Annotated in this window: 11 protein-coding genes and 2 pseudogenes; 9 read left to right on the top strand and 4 right to left on the bottom strand. The window is 57.6% G+C overall.

Going from position 1 to position 17638, the window contains the following annotated elements; genetic code table 11:
* Positions 1 to 67 precede the first annotated feature (67 nt).
* The 3 genes from ACFFDA_RS09020 (at position 68) to ACFFDA_RS09030 (ending at position 4767) form a co-directional block, all read left to right on the top strand.
* The gene (locus ACFFDA_RS09020) at positions 68 to 2314 is read left to right on the top strand and encodes a restriction endonuclease (RefSeq protein ID WP_404478357.1); all 2247 of its coding nucleotides are present in this window, start codon (positions 68 to 70) and stop codon (positions 2312 to 2314) included.
* 424 nt (positions 2315 to 2738) lie between these two features.
* Positions 2739 to 3401 (top strand): hypothetical protein, encoded by a 663-nt coding sequence (locus ACFFDA_RS09025; protein ID WP_404478358.1) that lies wholly within the window; start codon positions 2739 to 2741, stop codon positions 3399 to 3401.
* Between the two features lie 154 nt (positions 3402 to 3555).
* Positions 3556 to 4767, top strand: coding sequence for a TIR domain-containing protein (locus ACFFDA_RS09030; RefSeq protein ID WP_404478359.1), 1212 nt, complete (start codon positions 3556 to 3558; stop codon positions 4765 to 4767).
* Between the two features lie 56 nt (positions 4768 to 4823).
* On the opposite strand, the gene ACFFDA_RS09035 is transcribed toward ACFFDA_RS09030, so the two are convergent.
* Positions 4824 to 6632: an ATP-dependent nuclease gene (locus tag ACFFDA_RS09035; RefSeq protein WP_404478360.1), complete on the bottom strand. Its 1809-nt coding sequence runs from the start codon at positions 6630 to 6632 to the stop codon at positions 4824 to 4826.
* A 176-nt stretch (positions 6633 to 6808) separates the two neighbouring features.
* Between ACFFDA_RS09035 and ACFFDA_RS09040 the strand changes: the two are divergent.
* From ACFFDA_RS09040 to ACFFDA_RS09050, 3 genes and pseudogenes are all read left to right on the top strand, one after another.
* Positions 6809 to 7567: pseudogene (locus ACFFDA_RS09040) on the top strand (IS5 family transposase).
* A gap of 188 nt (positions 7568 to 7755) precedes the next feature.
* On the top strand, positions 7756 to 8718 hold the full coding sequence (locus ACFFDA_RS09045; protein WP_404478771.1) for an IS701 family transposase: 963 nt from the start codon (positions 7756 to 7758) through the stop codon (positions 8716 to 8718).
* Positions 8652 to 8840, top strand: a pseudogene (locus ACFFDA_RS09050) (IS701 family transposase); the annotation flags it as partial. The gene ACFFDA_RS09045 and the pseudogene ACFFDA_RS09050, both read left to right, overlap by 67 nt.
* A gap of 174 nt (positions 8841 to 9014) precedes the next feature.
* Here ACFFDA_RS09050 and ACFFDA_RS09055 read toward each other — a convergent pair.
* Positions 9015 to 9983, bottom strand: coding sequence for a nucleotidyltransferase and HEPN domain-containing protein (locus ACFFDA_RS09055; protein WP_404478361.1), 969 nt, complete (start codon positions 9981 to 9983; stop codon positions 9015 to 9017).
* 337 nt (positions 9984 to 10320) lie between these two features.
* Between ACFFDA_RS09055 and ACFFDA_RS09060 the strand changes: the two genes are divergently transcribed.
* From ACFFDA_RS09060 to ACFFDA_RS09070, 3 genes are read left to right on the top strand one after another with little or no spacing between them, the layout of a single operon-like run.
* Positions 10321 to 10458 (top strand): benenodin family lasso peptide, encoded by a 138-nt coding sequence (locus ACFFDA_RS09060; RefSeq protein ID WP_404478362.1) that lies wholly within the window; start codon positions 10321 to 10323, stop codon positions 10456 to 10458.
* Positions 10459 to 10512: 54 nt separating this feature from the next.
* Positions 10513 to 11169 carry a lasso peptide biosynthesis B2 protein gene (locus tag ACFFDA_RS09065; RefSeq protein WP_404478363.1) on the top strand — a complete coding sequence of 219 codons (657 nt, stop codon included), beginning with the start codon at positions 10513 to 10515 and terminating at the stop codon, positions 11167 to 11169.
* Positions 11169 to 12908 carry an asparagine synthase-related protein gene (locus tag ACFFDA_RS09070; RefSeq protein ID WP_404478364.1) on the top strand — a complete coding sequence of 580 codons (1740 nt, stop codon included), beginning with the start codon at positions 11169 to 11171 and terminating at the stop codon, positions 12906 to 12908. The genes ACFFDA_RS09065 and ACFFDA_RS09070 overlap by 1 nt, the downstream gene beginning before the upstream one ends.
* Here ACFFDA_RS09070 and ACFFDA_RS09075 read toward each other — a convergent pair.
* Both ACFFDA_RS09075 and ACFFDA_RS09080 read right to left on the bottom strand, forming a co-directional pair.
* Positions 12889 to 15048 carry an Atxe2 family lasso peptide isopeptidase gene (locus ACFFDA_RS09075; protein ID WP_404478365.1) on the bottom strand — a complete coding sequence of 720 codons (2160 nt, stop codon included), beginning with the start codon at positions 15046 to 15048 and terminating at the stop codon, positions 12889 to 12891. The genes ACFFDA_RS09070 and ACFFDA_RS09075 overlap by 20 nt on opposite strands.
* Positions 15049 to 15058: 10 nt before the next feature.
* Positions 15059 to 17590 (bottom strand): TonB-dependent receptor domain-containing protein, encoded by a 2532-nt coding sequence (locus ACFFDA_RS09080; RefSeq protein WP_404478366.1) that lies wholly within the window; start codon positions 17588 to 17590, stop codon positions 15059 to 15061.
* Positions 17591 to 17638: the final 48 nt, after the last annotated feature.

Raw genomic sequence — 17638 nt, forward strand, 5'->3', positions numbered from 1 at the left:
GGTGCAATATAGACCTATGCGGGTCAGCAGCATCCAAACTCCCGGTTACGCCCCTTCGGAGAAACCCTTGCCTTACGACTTTACTTCGTTGCTACCCGCAGACTTTGAAGACCTGGCGCGTGACCTGATTGGGAAGGCGCTAGACGTGCGTTTCGAAGCTTTCGGGCCAGGGCCCGACGGGGGTATGGACGGACGCCACACCACCGCGGAGGGTGACATCATCCTACAAGCCAAGCATTATGTCGGGTCGTCGCCCCCGCAGCTTCTGGCCGCAATGCGAAAAGAGCGGCAGGCAATCGACCGATTAGCCCCTGCACGGTATCTTCTCGCAACGTCGCGGCATCTGAGCCCGACGGCCAAGGCGTCGCTGGCGGCAGCGATTGGGCCGTCACTGAAGAGGCAGGATGACATCCTCGGCCAGGGTGACCTAAACTCGATTCTGCTCAATCATCCGGAGGTCGAGCGCGCGCACTTGAAGCTTTGGCTGTCGAGTACCTCCGTGCTCGAAACCATACTGGATGCGATCGCAAACTCAGGCTCTCATGCCTTCACGGCCAGTAGCAGGTCCGAGATTGAGGCCAAGGTAAAAGTTTATGCGCCGAACCCGAGCCTTCCATACGCGCGGGAAGTGCTGGAGAGGCGCCACGTTCTGATCGTCTCTGGGCCGCCGGGCGTCGGCAAGACTACGCTCGCTGAAATCCTAACTTTTGCATATTTGCGGGAAGGGTGGGAGCTAATCGCTCTGCGATCGCTGGATGACGGCTTCGCGCGAATCGACGATAGACGAAAACAGATTTTTTTCTTTGACGACTTCCTTGGCACTATCTCACTCGATCAGCGAGCGCTGTCGGCAAAGGATTCTGAGCTCACACGTTTTATGAACCGGGTGCGGTCGAGCCCTAACGCTCGTTTCGTGCTTACGACCCGCGCCTACATCCTGAACGAGGCGAGGCAATGGTCCGAACGGCTGGCCGATAGGCGCGTCGAGCTATCGACCTACGTCCTAGACCTCTCAAGTTACACGCGAGCGATCAGGGCCCGCATACTTTACAATCATTTAGCGTTGGGTGGCATGCCCCGAGCCCATGTCGTTGCGCTGATTGAAAGTGGGCTGCTCCCCGCCATCATCGATCACCGTAATTACAGCCCCCGTATAATTGAGTGGATGACGGACGTGCTTCGAGTGGATGAGGTGCCTCCGGCCGAATACCCTACCGCTTTCGTCGAGGCGCTCGCAAACCCGTCGCGGCTCTGGGATCGTGCGTTTCGTACGCATATCACCGCCGCCGCCCGACATCTCCTGATAGCGTTGTTCTTCACCGGGCGGCATGGTGGAGGTGTTGGAAACCTGCGAATGATCTTTGAAAGCTTTCATGCTCGAATGTGCTCGGACCTGGGTTTGGCGCGCGATCCAAAGGATTTCGAGAACAGTCTGCGCCATGTCGAGGGTGGGTTCGTCGCCATCGAGGATGGCGATGTCGACTTTATAAATCCATCGGTCCGTGATTACATCGCGTCATATCTCAGTGACGGCATGCTGCTCCTTGCGATCGCGAACAGCTGTTCCTCTGGGGACTCCGTGAGGGAAATTTGGACGTTCGCGCAGAAGCACGTCGACTGGCTAGATCTGCCGGACGTCGCCCGGGCATTAAAGCCGGCTCTGCCGGTACTTGCGTCACCCGGCAGCTCCACTACCCTAGACAACTCGGATCGCATATCGCTTATCTTAGAACTCTGGAGATACAGTGGGGACGACAGCTACGCCGAAGCCGCGCTCAGCTTTGTCAGAACGCCTGGCCGTGATTATTCGCCATGGCGCGACGGCCCGAGGTTGCTTGCACTACTTGCCGAACTTGCCGACGAAGGGCACTACCAATCAGGGCCGCTGACCACAACGGTTGCGACCGCTATCGAGGACGTGATGATCGCGATGCTCGAAGAGGGCATGGGATCGGACGACCTCCAACGAATATCTGACACGGTGGAAGACGATTACGGCTATTCGAACAGGCTCCGGGTAGCTTCACATGCCGCCATCGCTAGGGAATTCGATCAACTTGAGGACACACTCTGGAACTACTCTTCTGAATCTGAACTTGAAGATCACGCAATTGTGCTCAGGCAGCTCGCGCCAAGGGCACTGGTGCCTGAGGTTATCGTTAAGCAGGCTCTTGATGCGGTTGAAGAGCGCATATCTGAGGTCCAAGTCAGGCAAGCCAAGTCAGTCGATCCCGAGTTTGAGGCTCCCGACACGCCCGACGACGAAACATTTGATGACGAGGCACTCGGAACCCTCTTTGACAGCCTTCGGTAAAAAACAGAGACGTCTGACCATTCGTCGCAGTTTGGACGCCTGAGCGCAAGCTGAGACAGATCGCAGGACGGGCTGGTGGCGAAAAGCTTTGAGCGCGTGGCCGACCGGCGGCTGTCCGACGGGCGAAGAACCGGTCCCGGGAAAGCGGTCCGGCAGGAATGTCAGGCGCGAAAAGTTAAAAAGACCCCCAGATGCGCGTCTTAGCCCTTCCAGACAAGGACACTCCTACCGGGAAGCGGTCGAAGCCGCCGCAATGCGCCCCGGGAAAGATTCCAAACGGGACCTTTGGATTGCGGCCCCTACGACCGCTGCTGCCGGACCGCGTTTATGCGAGCTCTCAGTCCCTATGGCCAGCGGGTAGCGCAGTGTTATAGATTGCGGGCGCGGTGATCGGGCCGGAAGAGATGCTTTTGGGGTACGGGCATTGAGCTACGCATTCGCAGCGATGATCTTCTTGATACTGACGATCGCCGGCTTTTTCAGCCTGCGCTGGACCAAGCTCGACCCGCAATTTCCGAAGCCGACGGCAACCTGGAAACTCTGGCTCGCGTGTGCCGCAGCGTCGGCGCTGGTGCTGTTGTCTGATCCCGGCGCTCCGCTCGCCGCCGTCACCTCGAGCCTCGCGGTGGGAATGATCACGAAGACGGCGATCATGCCGCCGGTGATGATCACCGCCGAGGAAGTTCCGAGCCTCACGGCGCGGATCTGGCGCAAAGGCACGTCTGCCGCCTTCGGGTGTCTTCTGGTCAGTGCGTTGCTGGGATTAGGGTATTTGATCGAAGGCTGGCTGCCATTTTTTGACGATCTGCCAACGTGGTTTGGCGCCTACACCTTTGCTTGCGCGGTTTCGATGAGTACCCGGCCCATCTCGCGCACGCTCGACCCGAGCCGGATCGATCGGGACGCCGTCATCGACGTCGACATCAGCCCTGACATGGTACGACAGCGGATGGTTGCCATCGCGGCGCTCTGCGTCTGGTTGCTCGTGGCATTCCCTGCAATCGAATTAAGTTTCGACCCCGATGCCGATAAGGTAGCTGTTCTGGCCGCTGTTTTCGGCGGCGCACTGCTGGTCGACCTCGCATGATGTATAGAGGCGGAAAGGGGCCGATTGCGGACTGACGCCTCACACGCGAGTAAGTATGGGAACAGACCTAGCTGACAACAACGGCGTTTCGGGTTTACAGCGGCAGCGTGACCTGAGACGATCAACATAGCTAAAAATCGAATTGGCCTCCCAAATGACTGACACGCCGCTTATCTTCTTAAGCTACACCACCGCCGATCGTCCGCGCGTTGCGCCTTGGTATGACTTCCTCAAAAGGCAGGGGTTCAACGCATGGATGGACAAGGAACAGCTTATTGGAGGACAGCAATGGGATTACGAAATCCGTAGAGCCCTGAATTCGGCTGCTCTTATCGTTATTTTCATTTCCAACCATTCGGTCAATCGGCGCGGCTATGTTCAGCGGGAAATCAGATTGGCCTTAACCAAGCTTGAGGAAAAGCTCGCAAGTGACATATATATTGTACCTGTTCTTTTAGATACTGACGCAGCCAGACCAGAACTTTTATCAGATCTTCAGTTCCTCGACGCAACAGATGAAGGATTTGGCGACCATCTCATCCTATCAATTCAACACCAACTAACTGCAGCAGAGAACCGAACAGAAATCACCATCGATGAATCTGGGATCGGTTGGAGCAAATCGGTCATAGCCGAGGAACATATAGGAGTTCCTGGTTACTCATTCACAGCGCAGGTGCCCCATTTATTCTCCACCGAATATAAGAATCTCGGCGATTGTGCCGACATTATCAAAGGCTGGATCAAAGAGGGCCTGAGCGAATATCGATCAGGCCTGCTCTCACAGGGGCAATATTGGAGCTTTGGCCAAAGTCGATTTCGACGTACGCATACTTGGGATGCGGCTTGTTCCGATCCGATCGTCCATGGGCAGACGGTGAGCCTTCGCTACAGTATTTATTGGTATGGCGCGGGTGCCGCTCATGGAAATTCCGGTTTCAAGACCTTTTCCTTCTTCATTGAGCCATTCTTCCACATCCGTTCCCTAGAATCGATTTTTGATAATAAAACCAATGCACTAGTTGAGATTCAGAGTTGTCTTCTGCAAGAATTGTCTCGCATTAAATGGTCCTCAAGTGAAGAGGAGGAGCAGCCGCTTCTCGATCCCAATGACATCCAAGCAGGTATCAAGGATTGGGAGGCGTTGAAAAACTTCGTCTTTACCAGCGCAGGCATCGAATTTGCATTTGGCAGCTATCAGGTGGGATCCTATGTGACAGGCGTTCATTTCGCAACTGTTCCATACAACCGCATCGCCGCCTTTTTGCATCAGGATTATCAAGAGGCATTGAATGCCAGTTATTTAGATTTCAACGCTCCTCATTTTGAAGACCAGGCAACGAGCTCTTCGGATATTGACGAATGACCGGTCACTGGACCAAAAAAAATCAGCTAAATGACCTATAGGAGCCCTCGACCGTGTCAGCCGTCCTGAACGGCACCGACTAATCCCGCGACATAGGCAATCAGGTCCGTCAACTTGTCGGGTTTATCCCGTAAGATGATCTTGAGAATTTCAATCCCATCGGTCGTCTTGTCGTATTCTATACGAGCATCGCTAGCCTCCGAGAATACCGCTCCCAGAAGCTTTGCCGCATTGACTTTTGCGAGCCATTCCGGATCCGAAATGTCGACCGTGGCTTTTCCCTGAAAATATGACTGTTTGGAGGCCAGGTCTTGCATCATTTGCGTGATCGCCGCACCGTCACACGTAGCCGCAGGATCCTTTTGCGCGATGCGCGTGGCGATCGCATCTGGGTCGAGCAAATAGCATTCGAGATGACGGCGGGGTAGAAAATGCAAGCATCCGCCTGAGTCCCTGACCATTTCCGCTTTTTCCGAATCGGACAGCAACTCAGTGTCGAACCCGAAGGCAACCCGCACCGGCAAAGTCGCCACCGATGCGCTCAACCGGCAATAAGCCTGATAGACCAGCGTCTTGTCTCGCCGCTTCGCTCCGAAATCGCCTGTCGCCACCACGGCGGTGAATATGGTGCCCGATGGCAGCGGCCCGGTTGAATTGCGATGTAGGAAAGGGAACATGGTCTCCTCCGTCTCGCCTTCCACCCAGATCACCTGATCCGCGGCAAATACATCAGCCATTGAGACGCCGAGATGCCCGGCTACTTCGCGCAAAGTGCTGATCTCGCCAACATCCAACGGCTGAACGGTCGAATTGTACCCTTGTCTTTTCACGAGGTGTATCGTCGACGGGTTGGAGAAGCCAATCACCTCGGGCGCATGGGTCGAGATGATGTACTGATGCTGGGCATATTCGGTCTGCAAGATGCGCAGCAGCGCCTTTACTGCTGACGGGTGGAGGAAACTGTTGATCTCGTCGATCATGATGACCGAGGTCTCGATCGTCATCACAGCCGTCAGGATGGCGATCGTCTGGGCAACGCCGGTTCCGCTTTGGTTGAGCGGGAAACTCAGTTCCACCCTGTCCTGATCGAACGTCGGCCACACCCGTATCTCGATGGTATTGCTTTGGGTCGGCTTGGGCCGGACGCTGAGATTGCCGACGGTCGAAAATATCTCGGACACGTGCTCTACGAGCTTGCGAAAGACGTTTCCCCTCTCGCCGGCGAGCGTCGCGAGGACGGCTGCCAGATTGGATGCGGTAGGTGTGAGCCGACCGACATATTCGTAAGATGTCTCTCCGACGCTTAGTCTTTCCGCCGAAAAGTAGAACATCTTGGTCTGCCAAAGATGATAATACAGTTCAGGCAAGGTATCCTGATCATCGTTATACGCCTCTATCGCCACACTGCCCGCTCGAGGGAACAAGCGAGCACCGGTCTTTCGCGCGCCGTTCTCGGAACGGAACTTGCGATGCGACGGATACACCGACTGGAAGGCTTCGTTTGCTCGCCGGCTAACGAAGCAGGGAACCGCTCCTGAACCGAACATCGCCCGAACATATTGTTCAGGGTCCTGACCTTCGGCTGGAATCACCGTCGCACTTTTTCGTTCAAAAACCGCCTGCAGGATTTCCGCTTCTTCCGCCTCGAAACTGAACTCGGTCATCGGGACAGGCAGAGCGCCGTCCAGCCATTCAGCCGGGGTTCGATGTCTGTCATCCAGGATCGAGGCCTGAAGCGCGCGCAGGAGAGCACTTTTGCCAGCATTGTTCTGGCCCACAAGCAGATTGATGCCGGGCTGGAATTCGATGACACCCGTATCATCAAAAGACTGGAAACCTATTACTCTCGCGTCGACTAACCGCATTGCGCACGCTCCCCGCCCCGAAGACCGGGAACCTAGGCCGCCTTTGTCGCCGCGATCAACTAACTATTGAGCGGCAACGAAAAAGGTTTGCGCTGCGTTTTCAGTGATCGGTTTAGGCTCAGGACCCATTGATCCGAAAGGCGTGATCTGATTCAGGCTCCGCAAGGAGACTGAGTATGAGCGACCTGTATTGGCTGACGGACGAGCAGATGGCGCGGCTCCGACCGTATTTTCCCAAGAGCCACTGCAAGCCACGGGTTGATGATCGGCGGGTGCTGAGCGGGATCATCTTTGTCAATCGCAACGGGTCGCGCTGGCGTGATGCGCCGAAGGAGTATGGCCCGCACAAGACACTCTACAACCGATGGAAGCCGTGGGGCGAGATGGGTGTCTTTCTCCGCATGATGGAGGGGTTGGCTGCCGAGGGGGCCGAACCAAAGACGGTCATGATCGACGCGACCTACTTGAAGGCGCACCGCACGGCATCGAGCCTGCGGGTAAAAAAGGGGATCTTGGACGGCTGATCGGCCGCACCAAAGGGGGCATGAACACGAAGCTCCACGCCGTCACCGATGCCAATGGCCGGCCGCTCAGCTTCTTCATGACCGCAGGCCAGATCAGCGATTATACCGGCGCAGCCGCGCTACTCGACGACCTTCCCCAAGGCGCAATGGCTGCTGGGGGACCGCGGCTATGACGCCGACTGGTTCCGGGATGCCCTTCAACAAAAGGGGATCAAGCCCTGCATTCCTGGGCGTAAATCTCGTCTCGATCCCATCAAGTACGACAAGCGTCGCTACAAACGCCGCAACCGCATCGAGATCATGTTCAGCCGCCTCAAGGACTGGCGCCGCGTCGCAACCCGCTACGATCGGTGCCCTACGGCCTTCTTCTCCGCTATCGCTCTCGCTGCCACCGTCATCTTCTGGCTCTGATCAATGAGTCCTGAGCCTAGCACTACTTTGGCAGAAGTGTGATTTTTGGGATTCCCATGTCGCTGATTGCGTGATTCATGGGGAGCCAGCTTTGACGGAGGCTGGCGATGGACGAGGACTGGCAGGCGGATCTTGAGCGTTGGCTCGCGCCTTATCTGGAAGCCTTGGGTAACAAGACGCGGCGTCGAATGTGCCCAGCCTATATTGCAGGTCTGATCGGCCCCGGTGATCGCAAGAGTATCCAGCCCATGGCAGCTCGCTCGGATGCGATCCCTTATGACCGGCTTCATCATTTCATCGGGGCCGGTCTGTGGGACAGCGCCCCGTTGCAAGCGACCTTGTGGAGCCAGGCGGATGAATTGGTTGGTGGCGACAGAGCCTGGTTGATCATCGACGACACTGCCTTGCCCAAGAAGGGCAAGGCCTCGGTTGGCGTCGCGCCGCAGTATGCCACGGCACTCGGGAAGAATGCCAACTGCCAGACGCTGGTGTCGGTGACACTGGCTTCGAGCGAAGTTCCGCTCATGCTGAGCTTGCGGCTGTTCCTGCCGGAAAGCTGGACAAGCGATACCGCTCGCATGGACAAGTCGGGCGTGCCTGCTCCTTTGCAGGAATATCGTACCAAGCCCGAGATCGCGATCGAGGAGATCGATCGCATCATCGCTGCCGGCGTGCGCTTCGGCTGTGTGCTGGCCGATGCCGGTTACGGGCTGTCAGCTCCGTTCCGGCAGGCGCTGAGTACACGCGGCCTCCGCTGGGCTGTCGGCATCCCCAGGCACCAGAAGGTTTATCCGGCCAAACGTGCAACTGATCTTCCCGGTCGCAGGCAGCGGTCGTCCTCGGGTACGACATGTGCCGGACGTCAAATCTATGGCCGCGCACGCGATGCTCGAAAGCGCGAAGTGGCGGCAGGTCAGTTGGCGCAAGGGAACCAAACTCCACCGCCGCCGCCTCTGCGCGCCGGAAAACACCGTCACCTGACCCACTGCACATCCCGTAGCCATGTGGCAAACCTCAGTGCTTGCCACATGGCTAACCTCTCAGGCCGCGCCGATCAGCGACAGAGGGCCTTCGCCGGACGCGTACGGAGGAACTGGGGCTGGATCACTTCGAAGGGCGATCCTGGACCGGACTTCACCGCCATGCCTTGATGTCGATGATGGCCTACGCCTTCCTGCAGTCCCGAAGGCTCGCTCAGGCGGGCCGGAAAAAAAAGAGCCCTTGGCCCGCCTCCCCAACCCACCTTGCCGGCAGTGCGCCAGGCCATCCTTGACCGCCTGTCTCGCTCACCGCCGCAGCAAAGCCCTCACTGCGGATGTAGCCTCATCAGACACCCCAGCGAACTTCTGCCAAAGTAGTGCTAGCAGGGAATTTCAAACTTCCGACCGCGCCGGCAGGGTGTAGGGCTTAAGCCCCAACTGCTGCGGACCTTGCGGCCCTTTCTAACCTAAGACGTTGAACCCTTCGGTCCATCGCCCGATCGGTGCTCTGCTGACTGGTCGACCTTGAGTTTCAATTGGTTCAGCCGATCCTGGCACACCTCCTGCACTACCCTGCCCAGTTCGGCGACCTGGCCTGCCAGCCAGTCCAGCTCCTCGGTGCTGATCTGGTAGTGCTTAGAATACCGCGCCTTAACATAAGCCTCCTTGAGCTTGGTGAACATGGCGCGATCGGCTCGGCGATCCTGCGGCCAGACATAGCAAAGGCGTCTGTCCAGGCGCTCTGCCTGGGTGCGCAGAAACCCGAGGTTGTGCACGTGGGGCGTATAGAAGGTGACCGTGAGCAGAACGCAGTGATAAAGGCGTTCGGCAGCTTGGTGCAGATTAAATGCCCCCTCCTTCAACCCGCCCTGTTCAACGAGAAAGCGCGACGCTGCCATGAAACGCGCCGCGCTCGGAAACCATTCCTCAAAATATTCCCTTGCCATGTCGAGCGCGGCCTCCGGTGAACGGGGACGTGGCTCCAGCAGATCGCTGCCTTCCTTCTGATACAGCGCGATCCCGTCGCGGGCGATATCCATGAAGAAGTAGCGACCATGCGCCAGCCCATCGTTCACCTCCTGCAGCGAGTGCACGATGAAGTTCACAGGCGTATGGAGCGATCCACTGATCGCGAACTCCCGGTTGAGACGGTCGTCAAGATTGCTCCAGAACTCGACCCTGTCGGTCAACCTTGCATCATTGACAGTAATAAGGAGATCGTAATCGGACTGATATCCTTTCGCAGTGTGCGGTTCATCCACCCAGCCACCCCGGGCATAGGATCCATAAAGCACGACTTTTAAAATTCGTCCCTTTTTCTTCCAGTCGTTGGTTGCGAGACCGGTCGCATCCTCGAACTCTTCGAAGATCATCTGCACCACGCGCTCGAGCTCGCGCTTCTTGGCTTCTGGAAGGTGGTCGAAATCAGTACGCATCACTCTCGGATTCTGCCCCGTCGATCGTCCGATGGCAAGCGCCAGGTCCCAGCGACATGGAATAGTATTCTGACCGGTGGGTCCGACGAATCGCTCTAGTTCACAGATCTCGACATCGGCCAACGGCCCGTGTAGCGAACGTCGTCGATTGAAGACAGGTAAGAATTCTTCCCAAAATGGGAGAGTTGTTCAGGCACAAAATGCCGCCAAATCATCGATATAATACCGCCTTCTCAATATCTTTCCAGATATGGAAGCGAATAAGATTTTGCCAACTGTAATAAAGATCGATGATCCAGAGGTCGCAATGATGCGACAATCTGACGGAGTAACGATCATGAACAATGAACACGATCGCCTCGACGAAGAATTCGTCGATCTGGGCTCGGTTACCACCGAAACAAACGGCTTCGGTGGCGACAATCCCGACGATGTCGGCCTGCGCCGGCAGGATATCGGCATTCTCGCCGATTGATTACACGGCGGGCCGTCCGGAAGGTCGGCCCGTCACCTCAATGAGCGAGGTAATATGCTGCAGCCCTGGATATCTCACTGCACCATCGGGGACCATACAATCCTGCTCGACGCGAAGCGCAACCGCTATTCCGCGTTGAGCACCGTTACCATGAATGCCCTGGTTGCCGGCCGCTTCGATGAGATTAACCCCGCGATTCTGAAAACGGCTAAGCGGAAGGGATGGATACTCCCTGGTTCCGCCGATCCGGCACAGCCAGCGCAAACCACGCTCCGTGCGCCAATCGGTCCGACCCGGCAATTGGCCATATCGGGCACGGAGGCTTATGTTTCCTGGCCTCTGCGGGTGAAAGTGGCTCGCGCTTTGGTATCAACGCGCCTGACCCTGGCGATTTACGGCCTCGAACGGTCGTTCGACATGATCGGCATTCGCAATGCTCAGGCTAGTCGACAACATTCACCGCAATCGCCGCAGGAAATTCTTGGCGGATTCAACTGGGCAGAGCGGTACATACTTGGCCCCAACGTCTGCCTGATCAGGTCGATAGCGATGCAAACTGTTCTCGCCCGTGCAGGCCTGCCGTCACAGCTCCTCTTCGGTGTGAAGCTCTACCCGTTCGAGGCGCATTGCTGGCTGCAGCAAGGCGACATGCTCATCAACGACACGCTTGAGCGGACAGGAATGTTCACGCCTATCAGGATGGTCAGCTGATGCGGTCATTCTTCGCGATCGCGCGCAGCGACGGCCTTGAACCGGAATGGGTGGCGCGAAGCACGCGACAAGCAAACGCAAAGGGTTTGGACGTTGTTTTCCAGAGCGACCGACTGCTTGTAGCAGCGAGCGGGGTAGAATGGTGCGCGGTTCCGCAAGGCGACGGCATCTTGATCGGTGATCTATATTTCCGGCATGGCCCAGCCCGCGTCTATAGCGGTGCTGACGCGGATCTAGATCTTTTCGTATCCGCTTATCGCGACGGTGCAGTGAGCGAGCGATGCTGGGGCTCATTTCTCTCGATCCGTGATAAGGGCACCAGTGAGACCGAATTTCTGCATTCACCCATGTCATCTCTCTGCGTGTTTTACGCCGTGCAGGGAAATACGGTGCTAATCGCTTCTGATGCCAGATCGCTATGCGATCTCACAGGTGCGCAGCCGAAGATTGACTGGCAGGCGCTTGGTACACACCTTGTGATAGACGACCTGAGTTTCGCACGAACATGCGTTCAGGCCATCAGAGAACTGCGGTGTGGCGAAACTCTTCGGATCACCCCTGACAACGCTCCTCACGTCTTCCCTAATTGGAACGCCTGGACGTACGCACATCCCGACATAGCGATCACGGAGCGCGAGCAAGCCAGCGAGTTGCTGGAGCGCGAAATCATCAGATGCGCGACAGCACGGTTGCGAGATCTTGACGAACCGCTCCTCGACCTCTCCGGTGGGCTCGACTCATCCGTTCTTGCAGCGATGTGCTCCCGGAACGCAATAGTTCCTAAAGCAGCCAACTTCTTCAGCCCGCAAACGGAAGGCGACGAGCGCAGGTTTGCCCAAATGGTCGTGCAGCATTTGGCAATGCCGCTCGCTGAAGTCCCTCTTCAACCGGACCACGTCAATATTGCGGGGTGTGCGCTTCCTCATCTGCCGCGGCCTTACGCCCGCGCATACCTTCAGACCATCGATCGTATCACATTAGCCTCGGCACCCGGCGCACGTGCGTTCGTCAATGGTGGAGGCGGTGATGCTGTGTTTTGTCACCTGCAGACGTCAGCGCCGGCCGTCGATGCAATGCTCGACGGCAACAGCTTTCTTCGGACCGTCAGCGAGGTTGCCCATTCCGCGCGTTGTAGCTTCTGGATTGCGTTACGCATGAGCATCACGAAGCTGGCAAAGCGATCGCAAGAAGTAAATCTGCGCCGCGAGCGGGACTTCGTTCGGCGTGACTTTGAGACATGTGACGTCAACGATCTTGAACTGCCATGGCAGGCGCCCCCGCAAGAAATCCGTGTCGGAAAACTGGAACAGGTCTACGGCCTCTATATGAGCGCTCGGAGCACAAACTGCTTCTCGCGCAGCATCACCTTGAAAGGAATATTCCCGCTCCTGTCGCAGCCGCTTGTAGAAGCGTGCCTCCGCATGCCTAGCTGGCTGTGGGTTGGTCGAGGCAACAACCGGGTACTGGCTCGTGAATTGGCCTCGAAGTGGTTACCCGATGAGGTCGCATGGCGCGTGTCCAAGGGTGGTCCCGGGCAATTGCAGCGAGACCTTTTCCTTGGAAATCGCGCCGTTATTCGCGAAATGTTGATGGACGGCAATCTGCAGAAGCACGGCATTCTCGATCGCTCGGAACTCGAGGGTCACCTATCGCCAGCCGGCCAATGGCATTCCGACAAAATTGGCCGCCTGCTTCGCCTCTGCTACTTTGAAGGCTGGGCTAATCAATGGGTGCGTTGATGCTGCTTGCTTCGCGTTCCGCGCGTCCACAGGATTGAGGTCGAGTGCTGGCCCAAGCCTTCGCCGCCTCGATGTTGCGTTCATAAATTGCCAGCCGATGGGCAGGCTGCCACTTTATGTGATGTTCATCGGGGAACACATAAAATGAAACCGGCTTTCCCGCCTGATGCAGTGCCGCGATTGTCTCGAGCGCGAGCCGCGCTTCACGATCCGCCGCCTGGATCTGGATGTCTGCGCAGATATTGGCTGCGTTCATCGCCAGACTGATGGCTTCCCAACTCGCTCTCTGTTCCTCCCATGGGAACGGGAAATGTCTGTCTGCCAACGAATTCTTGTAGACCGTTCCGCCGGCAGCCGTGGAAACTCCCGGGTCTTCGCAACAGGTGCTCAACAAGGCCAGGCTGAAACGCCTGGAGTGTATCAGCGCATAGACGGCAGTTGAGGATCCGTTGCTGAGCCCCGTGATCGCGACGTGATCCCGATCAATTGAAATCCGCTTCTCGACGAGATCCAGCGCCGTCATCAGGGAATCGTGAGTGCTCTTGCGATCAGTCCAGTCCTTTATCAGGTCACGCTCCTCGAACGCCACTCCCTTCCGGGCAAGCCAAGTGTGATAATCTAAAGGACGACTGATGCTCAGCACAGCGAAACCCTGCGCTGCCAATGCGCGGATAGGATACTCGTCACCCGTTCCGCCTCGCAGGAAGCCCCGTGTGTCATACTGAACGACGACGAGTGGAAGCGGTTTGGCGGGATCGGCGACCACAGGCATGACCAGGTCGCCGATCGACGGTATACCATAGCTGTTATGCCAGCGAAGCCTCTCGATCCTTGGCATCTGCAGCGCCTTCCATTCGGGATTGAGGTCAACCAACTGTCGGATCGCTCCGGTTTTCGGGTCGACCGTCACGATATCGCGAGGAAATCCCGAACGTTCACGACCGCAAACGAGATGCCACGGTGTCGTTTCGCAGCCGACGAGGATGTCTGAAGTGAGAGCAAGCCTGGTCCGCCCGCCATGTTCCTTCCAGAGGTACAAACCCGTATCGGCGTTGGCGAAACCTTCTCGTCGCAAAAACACAACATCCTTTGTACCCGGGAGCACCCATGCCCCGGCTGCATTCATGCACTCTGCTGCCTGGCAGGCTTCCTCACGCCCGTTCCTCACGACATGCAAGCGGGAGATTGCGGCAAAGGCCGGCTCCGGATCACGCTGAGTCCAGGCGCGATCCGGAGAAAGTGCCTGTTTTTCCTTTTGCGGCATGGTCTCGTTATCGGGCGCCGACCCGATCGGATGACCCCGAGGGGGCACGGCAACGCGATACCGCCCGGAGACGGGCGCACCGGCCGGAAACGGCGTGGTGTCAGAAAACGTCCAGAAACGCTCGTCAAACCTGAAGCCCTTGCGCCCTTCCTCGGCAAGCGCATTGCGCGAAGCAGCGTATCCGTCATCAGCCGCATACTGGAGCGTGGCACCGTCATCGCTCCAGCGCATCTCAGCGATGTGAGGTGCGCGGCTCACGGGAGTTATCACTCCATCGTGGGGGTCGGCGACAATCACCTGATCACTGCCACCGCGGCGCGCGACAAAGGCCACCCTTTGGCTGTCAGGCGACCAAAGTGGTGTTAGCGGCCGTGGCATCCCTGTTGGAAAATCAGCAAGGCCATCCAATTCCATAGTCTCTCTTGCGAGTTCAGCGTCGAACGAGAGCATCATCGGTGCCAGAGTCGGGCGCCTGAGATCGAAAATGAAAAGGGCCTGGCAATAGCCGTTGGATTGGGCGTTGGCCTGCCTCGCCTGCACGGCAAGCCTCCCCCCATCAGGCGAAACCGAAAAGCCAGGTTGCCCAGTTGCATCAAGCACCGGACTGCCGAAGTCGCGTATGGACACAAGGTCGCTGACAGCGACGGGCCTGACTGACAGTCCTACACTTTCCGGAATTACTAGACCCGAACATTCAGTCTTGGCAGATCGCGGTCCGACTCCAGCCGGGCTTCCGCTCTCGCCGGTCTGCTGCTTGCCAACGCTCTCATTTGTGCCGGTTGCGTTGGTCCCCTGGCCTACCGAAGGACCCGAACAGAACGCAAGCGAGGTTATGCAGGCAGCGAATGCGGCCTTGCGCATTATCGTAACGTACATGGGAGGACGCCTAGAAGGACTTGCTGGCTGAGATAGCTACGAAGCGGCCAATCGGAGAGTAGTTAGTGGAATCGTAAGGCTCCAGATAGCCGCTTCCATCGATGAATGGTGGCTTTGTATTGAAGGCATTGTCGACCGACAGACCGAACGTCATGCCGCCGAGCAGTCCAGGCTCATCTACGGTGCTGTAGGACAGCACGACATCGGCAGTAACGGTCGAGGGGATCAAGGGCGGCTCGACGAAGCGATTGTCCCGCAAGGACCCGGTATAGTTGAGGTAGCCAAAGGCCCGGAAACGAGATCCTTCCCATCCGAGGCTCGCGCGCCCGCGGTAGCGGGGAGGGTTCCAGACAGTGCCTGCAAGAGCGAACTCATCCGAGGTAGCCGTATTGCGCTGCCTTGTATCGAGCCAGCTCGCATTGAGCGAAGTCGAGACGGTCCCTCCGCCCAGAGGCTGGCGATAGGAGAGGCCGACGTCGATCCCCTGCACCCTCTGTACAGCGACGTTCGTGTAGTGGTTATCGATTATATAGGCGATTCTGCTCAGATCCGTGCTGGCTCCGGAAAAGGACTGAAGGGGTCTTGTTGCTGAAGCAATCTCATTCTGAATCTGTGCGACTGAAGGGCTCGTAGTGATGAAATTCGAATAGATGTCATTGAATGCGTTTCGGTAGGTGCCGATCGGCTCCATGACACGCCCTTTGTACTTGATGTGAAAGTACGAAAGGTCGAGCTCCAGCCGGTCCCCGGGATGTATTCCGGCACTCCAGGTCATGGTCGTCGCACGCTCCGCACGCAGGCTTGGAGACCCGCCATAGACGTAAAGGGCGGTGGTCCCGACAGGATCGCTCGAACCAGTGATCATCGAGGTATTGATCACTGCGACAGAACGACTGGAGTTCTGCTGCATCAAGGTGGGCGCCTTGAATGAGCGCCCCCAGGAGTACTTGAGGTCGAGAATGTCAGACGGAGCATAGATCACGCCGACCTTCGGCGTCGCGATCGCCCCGAAGCGAGTGTAGCGGTCATATCGACCGGCCAGGGTCAACGAAAGCGCGCGGAGCGCTGCGCGCGAATTGATATCGGATACAAGTGGAACATAGAGTTCAGCATAGCCGAACGTGTCCCCCTGCTCGCCTCCCCGAGCTACACCGGTGTCCACGTTCTCACTGCGAAAGCGATTGACCCGATGTCCCGCGCCGGCGACGAGACGGATCTGACCCCCCGGCACATTGGCCAGCGGCCCTTCCATGAACGCTTCTGCGCCAAGAAGCGAGTTGCAGTAACAAGTGCCCACGTTGTAGGTCTGGATGCCTTGTACGTATTCCAGCGAGCGAAAGTTCGTATCGTCACGCGAGTACGAACCTTTGGCGGTCAATGTCCAGCCCCCACCTAACGCCGCTTCGAATGATGGTGCCACTGTAAATGATTCGGAACTGCTATTATTAAACATATCTACGCCGAATAGCGTAAGGTTCATATCGAATGCTCGCCTGTTGTACAGGGCGTCTACATTGAAGCGCAGGCTCGATCCCACATCCTGAATAACGCGCAAGAGGCCGGAATGTACTGCTTGACTCGGGAAAAGCTGATAGGGGTCGCCCAAGCCTGCAGTGTAGTCGCGCTGACGCGCCTGGATGCTCTCAAAAGCGTTGTACCGGTAGGTCGCAAGTATGCTGCCACTCGACCAGTGCGTGCCCCCGGATGCCGAGTACAGCTGACTGAAGTTGCCCCCATCCGTCGCCTTACCGAGCCTCGAGGAAATGGTCAGACCGTCGAAGTCCGAGCGCAGAACCACGTTGACGACCCCCGCAACAGCATCCGATCCGTAAATAGCCGATGCACCATCCGGCACGATCTCAACGCGCTCTATGGCATCGATGGGAATACCCGAGATATCGACAGCCTGGACAAACCCTCCGTACGATAGCCGGTTCCCATTAAGCAGCGTGAGGGTAGCGTCAGGCCCAAGCCCCCTCAGATTGACCCCAGAGCCGCCCGTAATATTCTGATTGGCGATGCCGCTGTTACCGGCACCGAGCCCCAGCGTCGGGTTCTGGCCACCCCCGAAATTCTGCGGTAGCGCCCGCATCGCCGCGCCCAGATCGGGAGCGCCACTGTTCACGATGTCTTCCCGCGTCACTGTGATCCTTGGCGAGGCGATGGCCGCGCCCTTGATGCGCGATCCGGTGACAGTGATGTCGTTGCCCGGACTGTCCAGGTGCTCCGGGTCAGCGGAGCCAATGAGGATCGTGCCGCTGACGAAGCGGAATCGTACGCCGCTGCCTTCCGTCGCCATCCGGACAGCCTCTTCGGGCTCAAAATCCCCGACGATCGCCGGCGCGGTTTTTCCGGCGACAACGTCTGCTGCAATCAGGATCTGCCGACCTGAAGCGCGTGCGATCGCTTTCAGCGTCATCTCAAGCCCCTGTGCCGGCAGTTCGAGGTGAACCTTCACGGACTGGGCGGTGGCAGGCGCCGACAGGACAAGGCTGGTTGCTGCGGCGAGCGCGATGCTCGCCGCATAGTTGCGAAATTCCATGAATGACCCCCCTTGGGTTCACGGGCTTGAAGCGGCCCGTTTCACAAG

The sequence above is a fragment of the Novosphingobium sp. BL-52-GroH genome, from assembly GCF_044813085.1.
Classification (GTDB): domain Bacteria; phylum Pseudomonadota; class Alphaproteobacteria; order Sphingomonadales; family Sphingomonadaceae; genus Novosphingobium.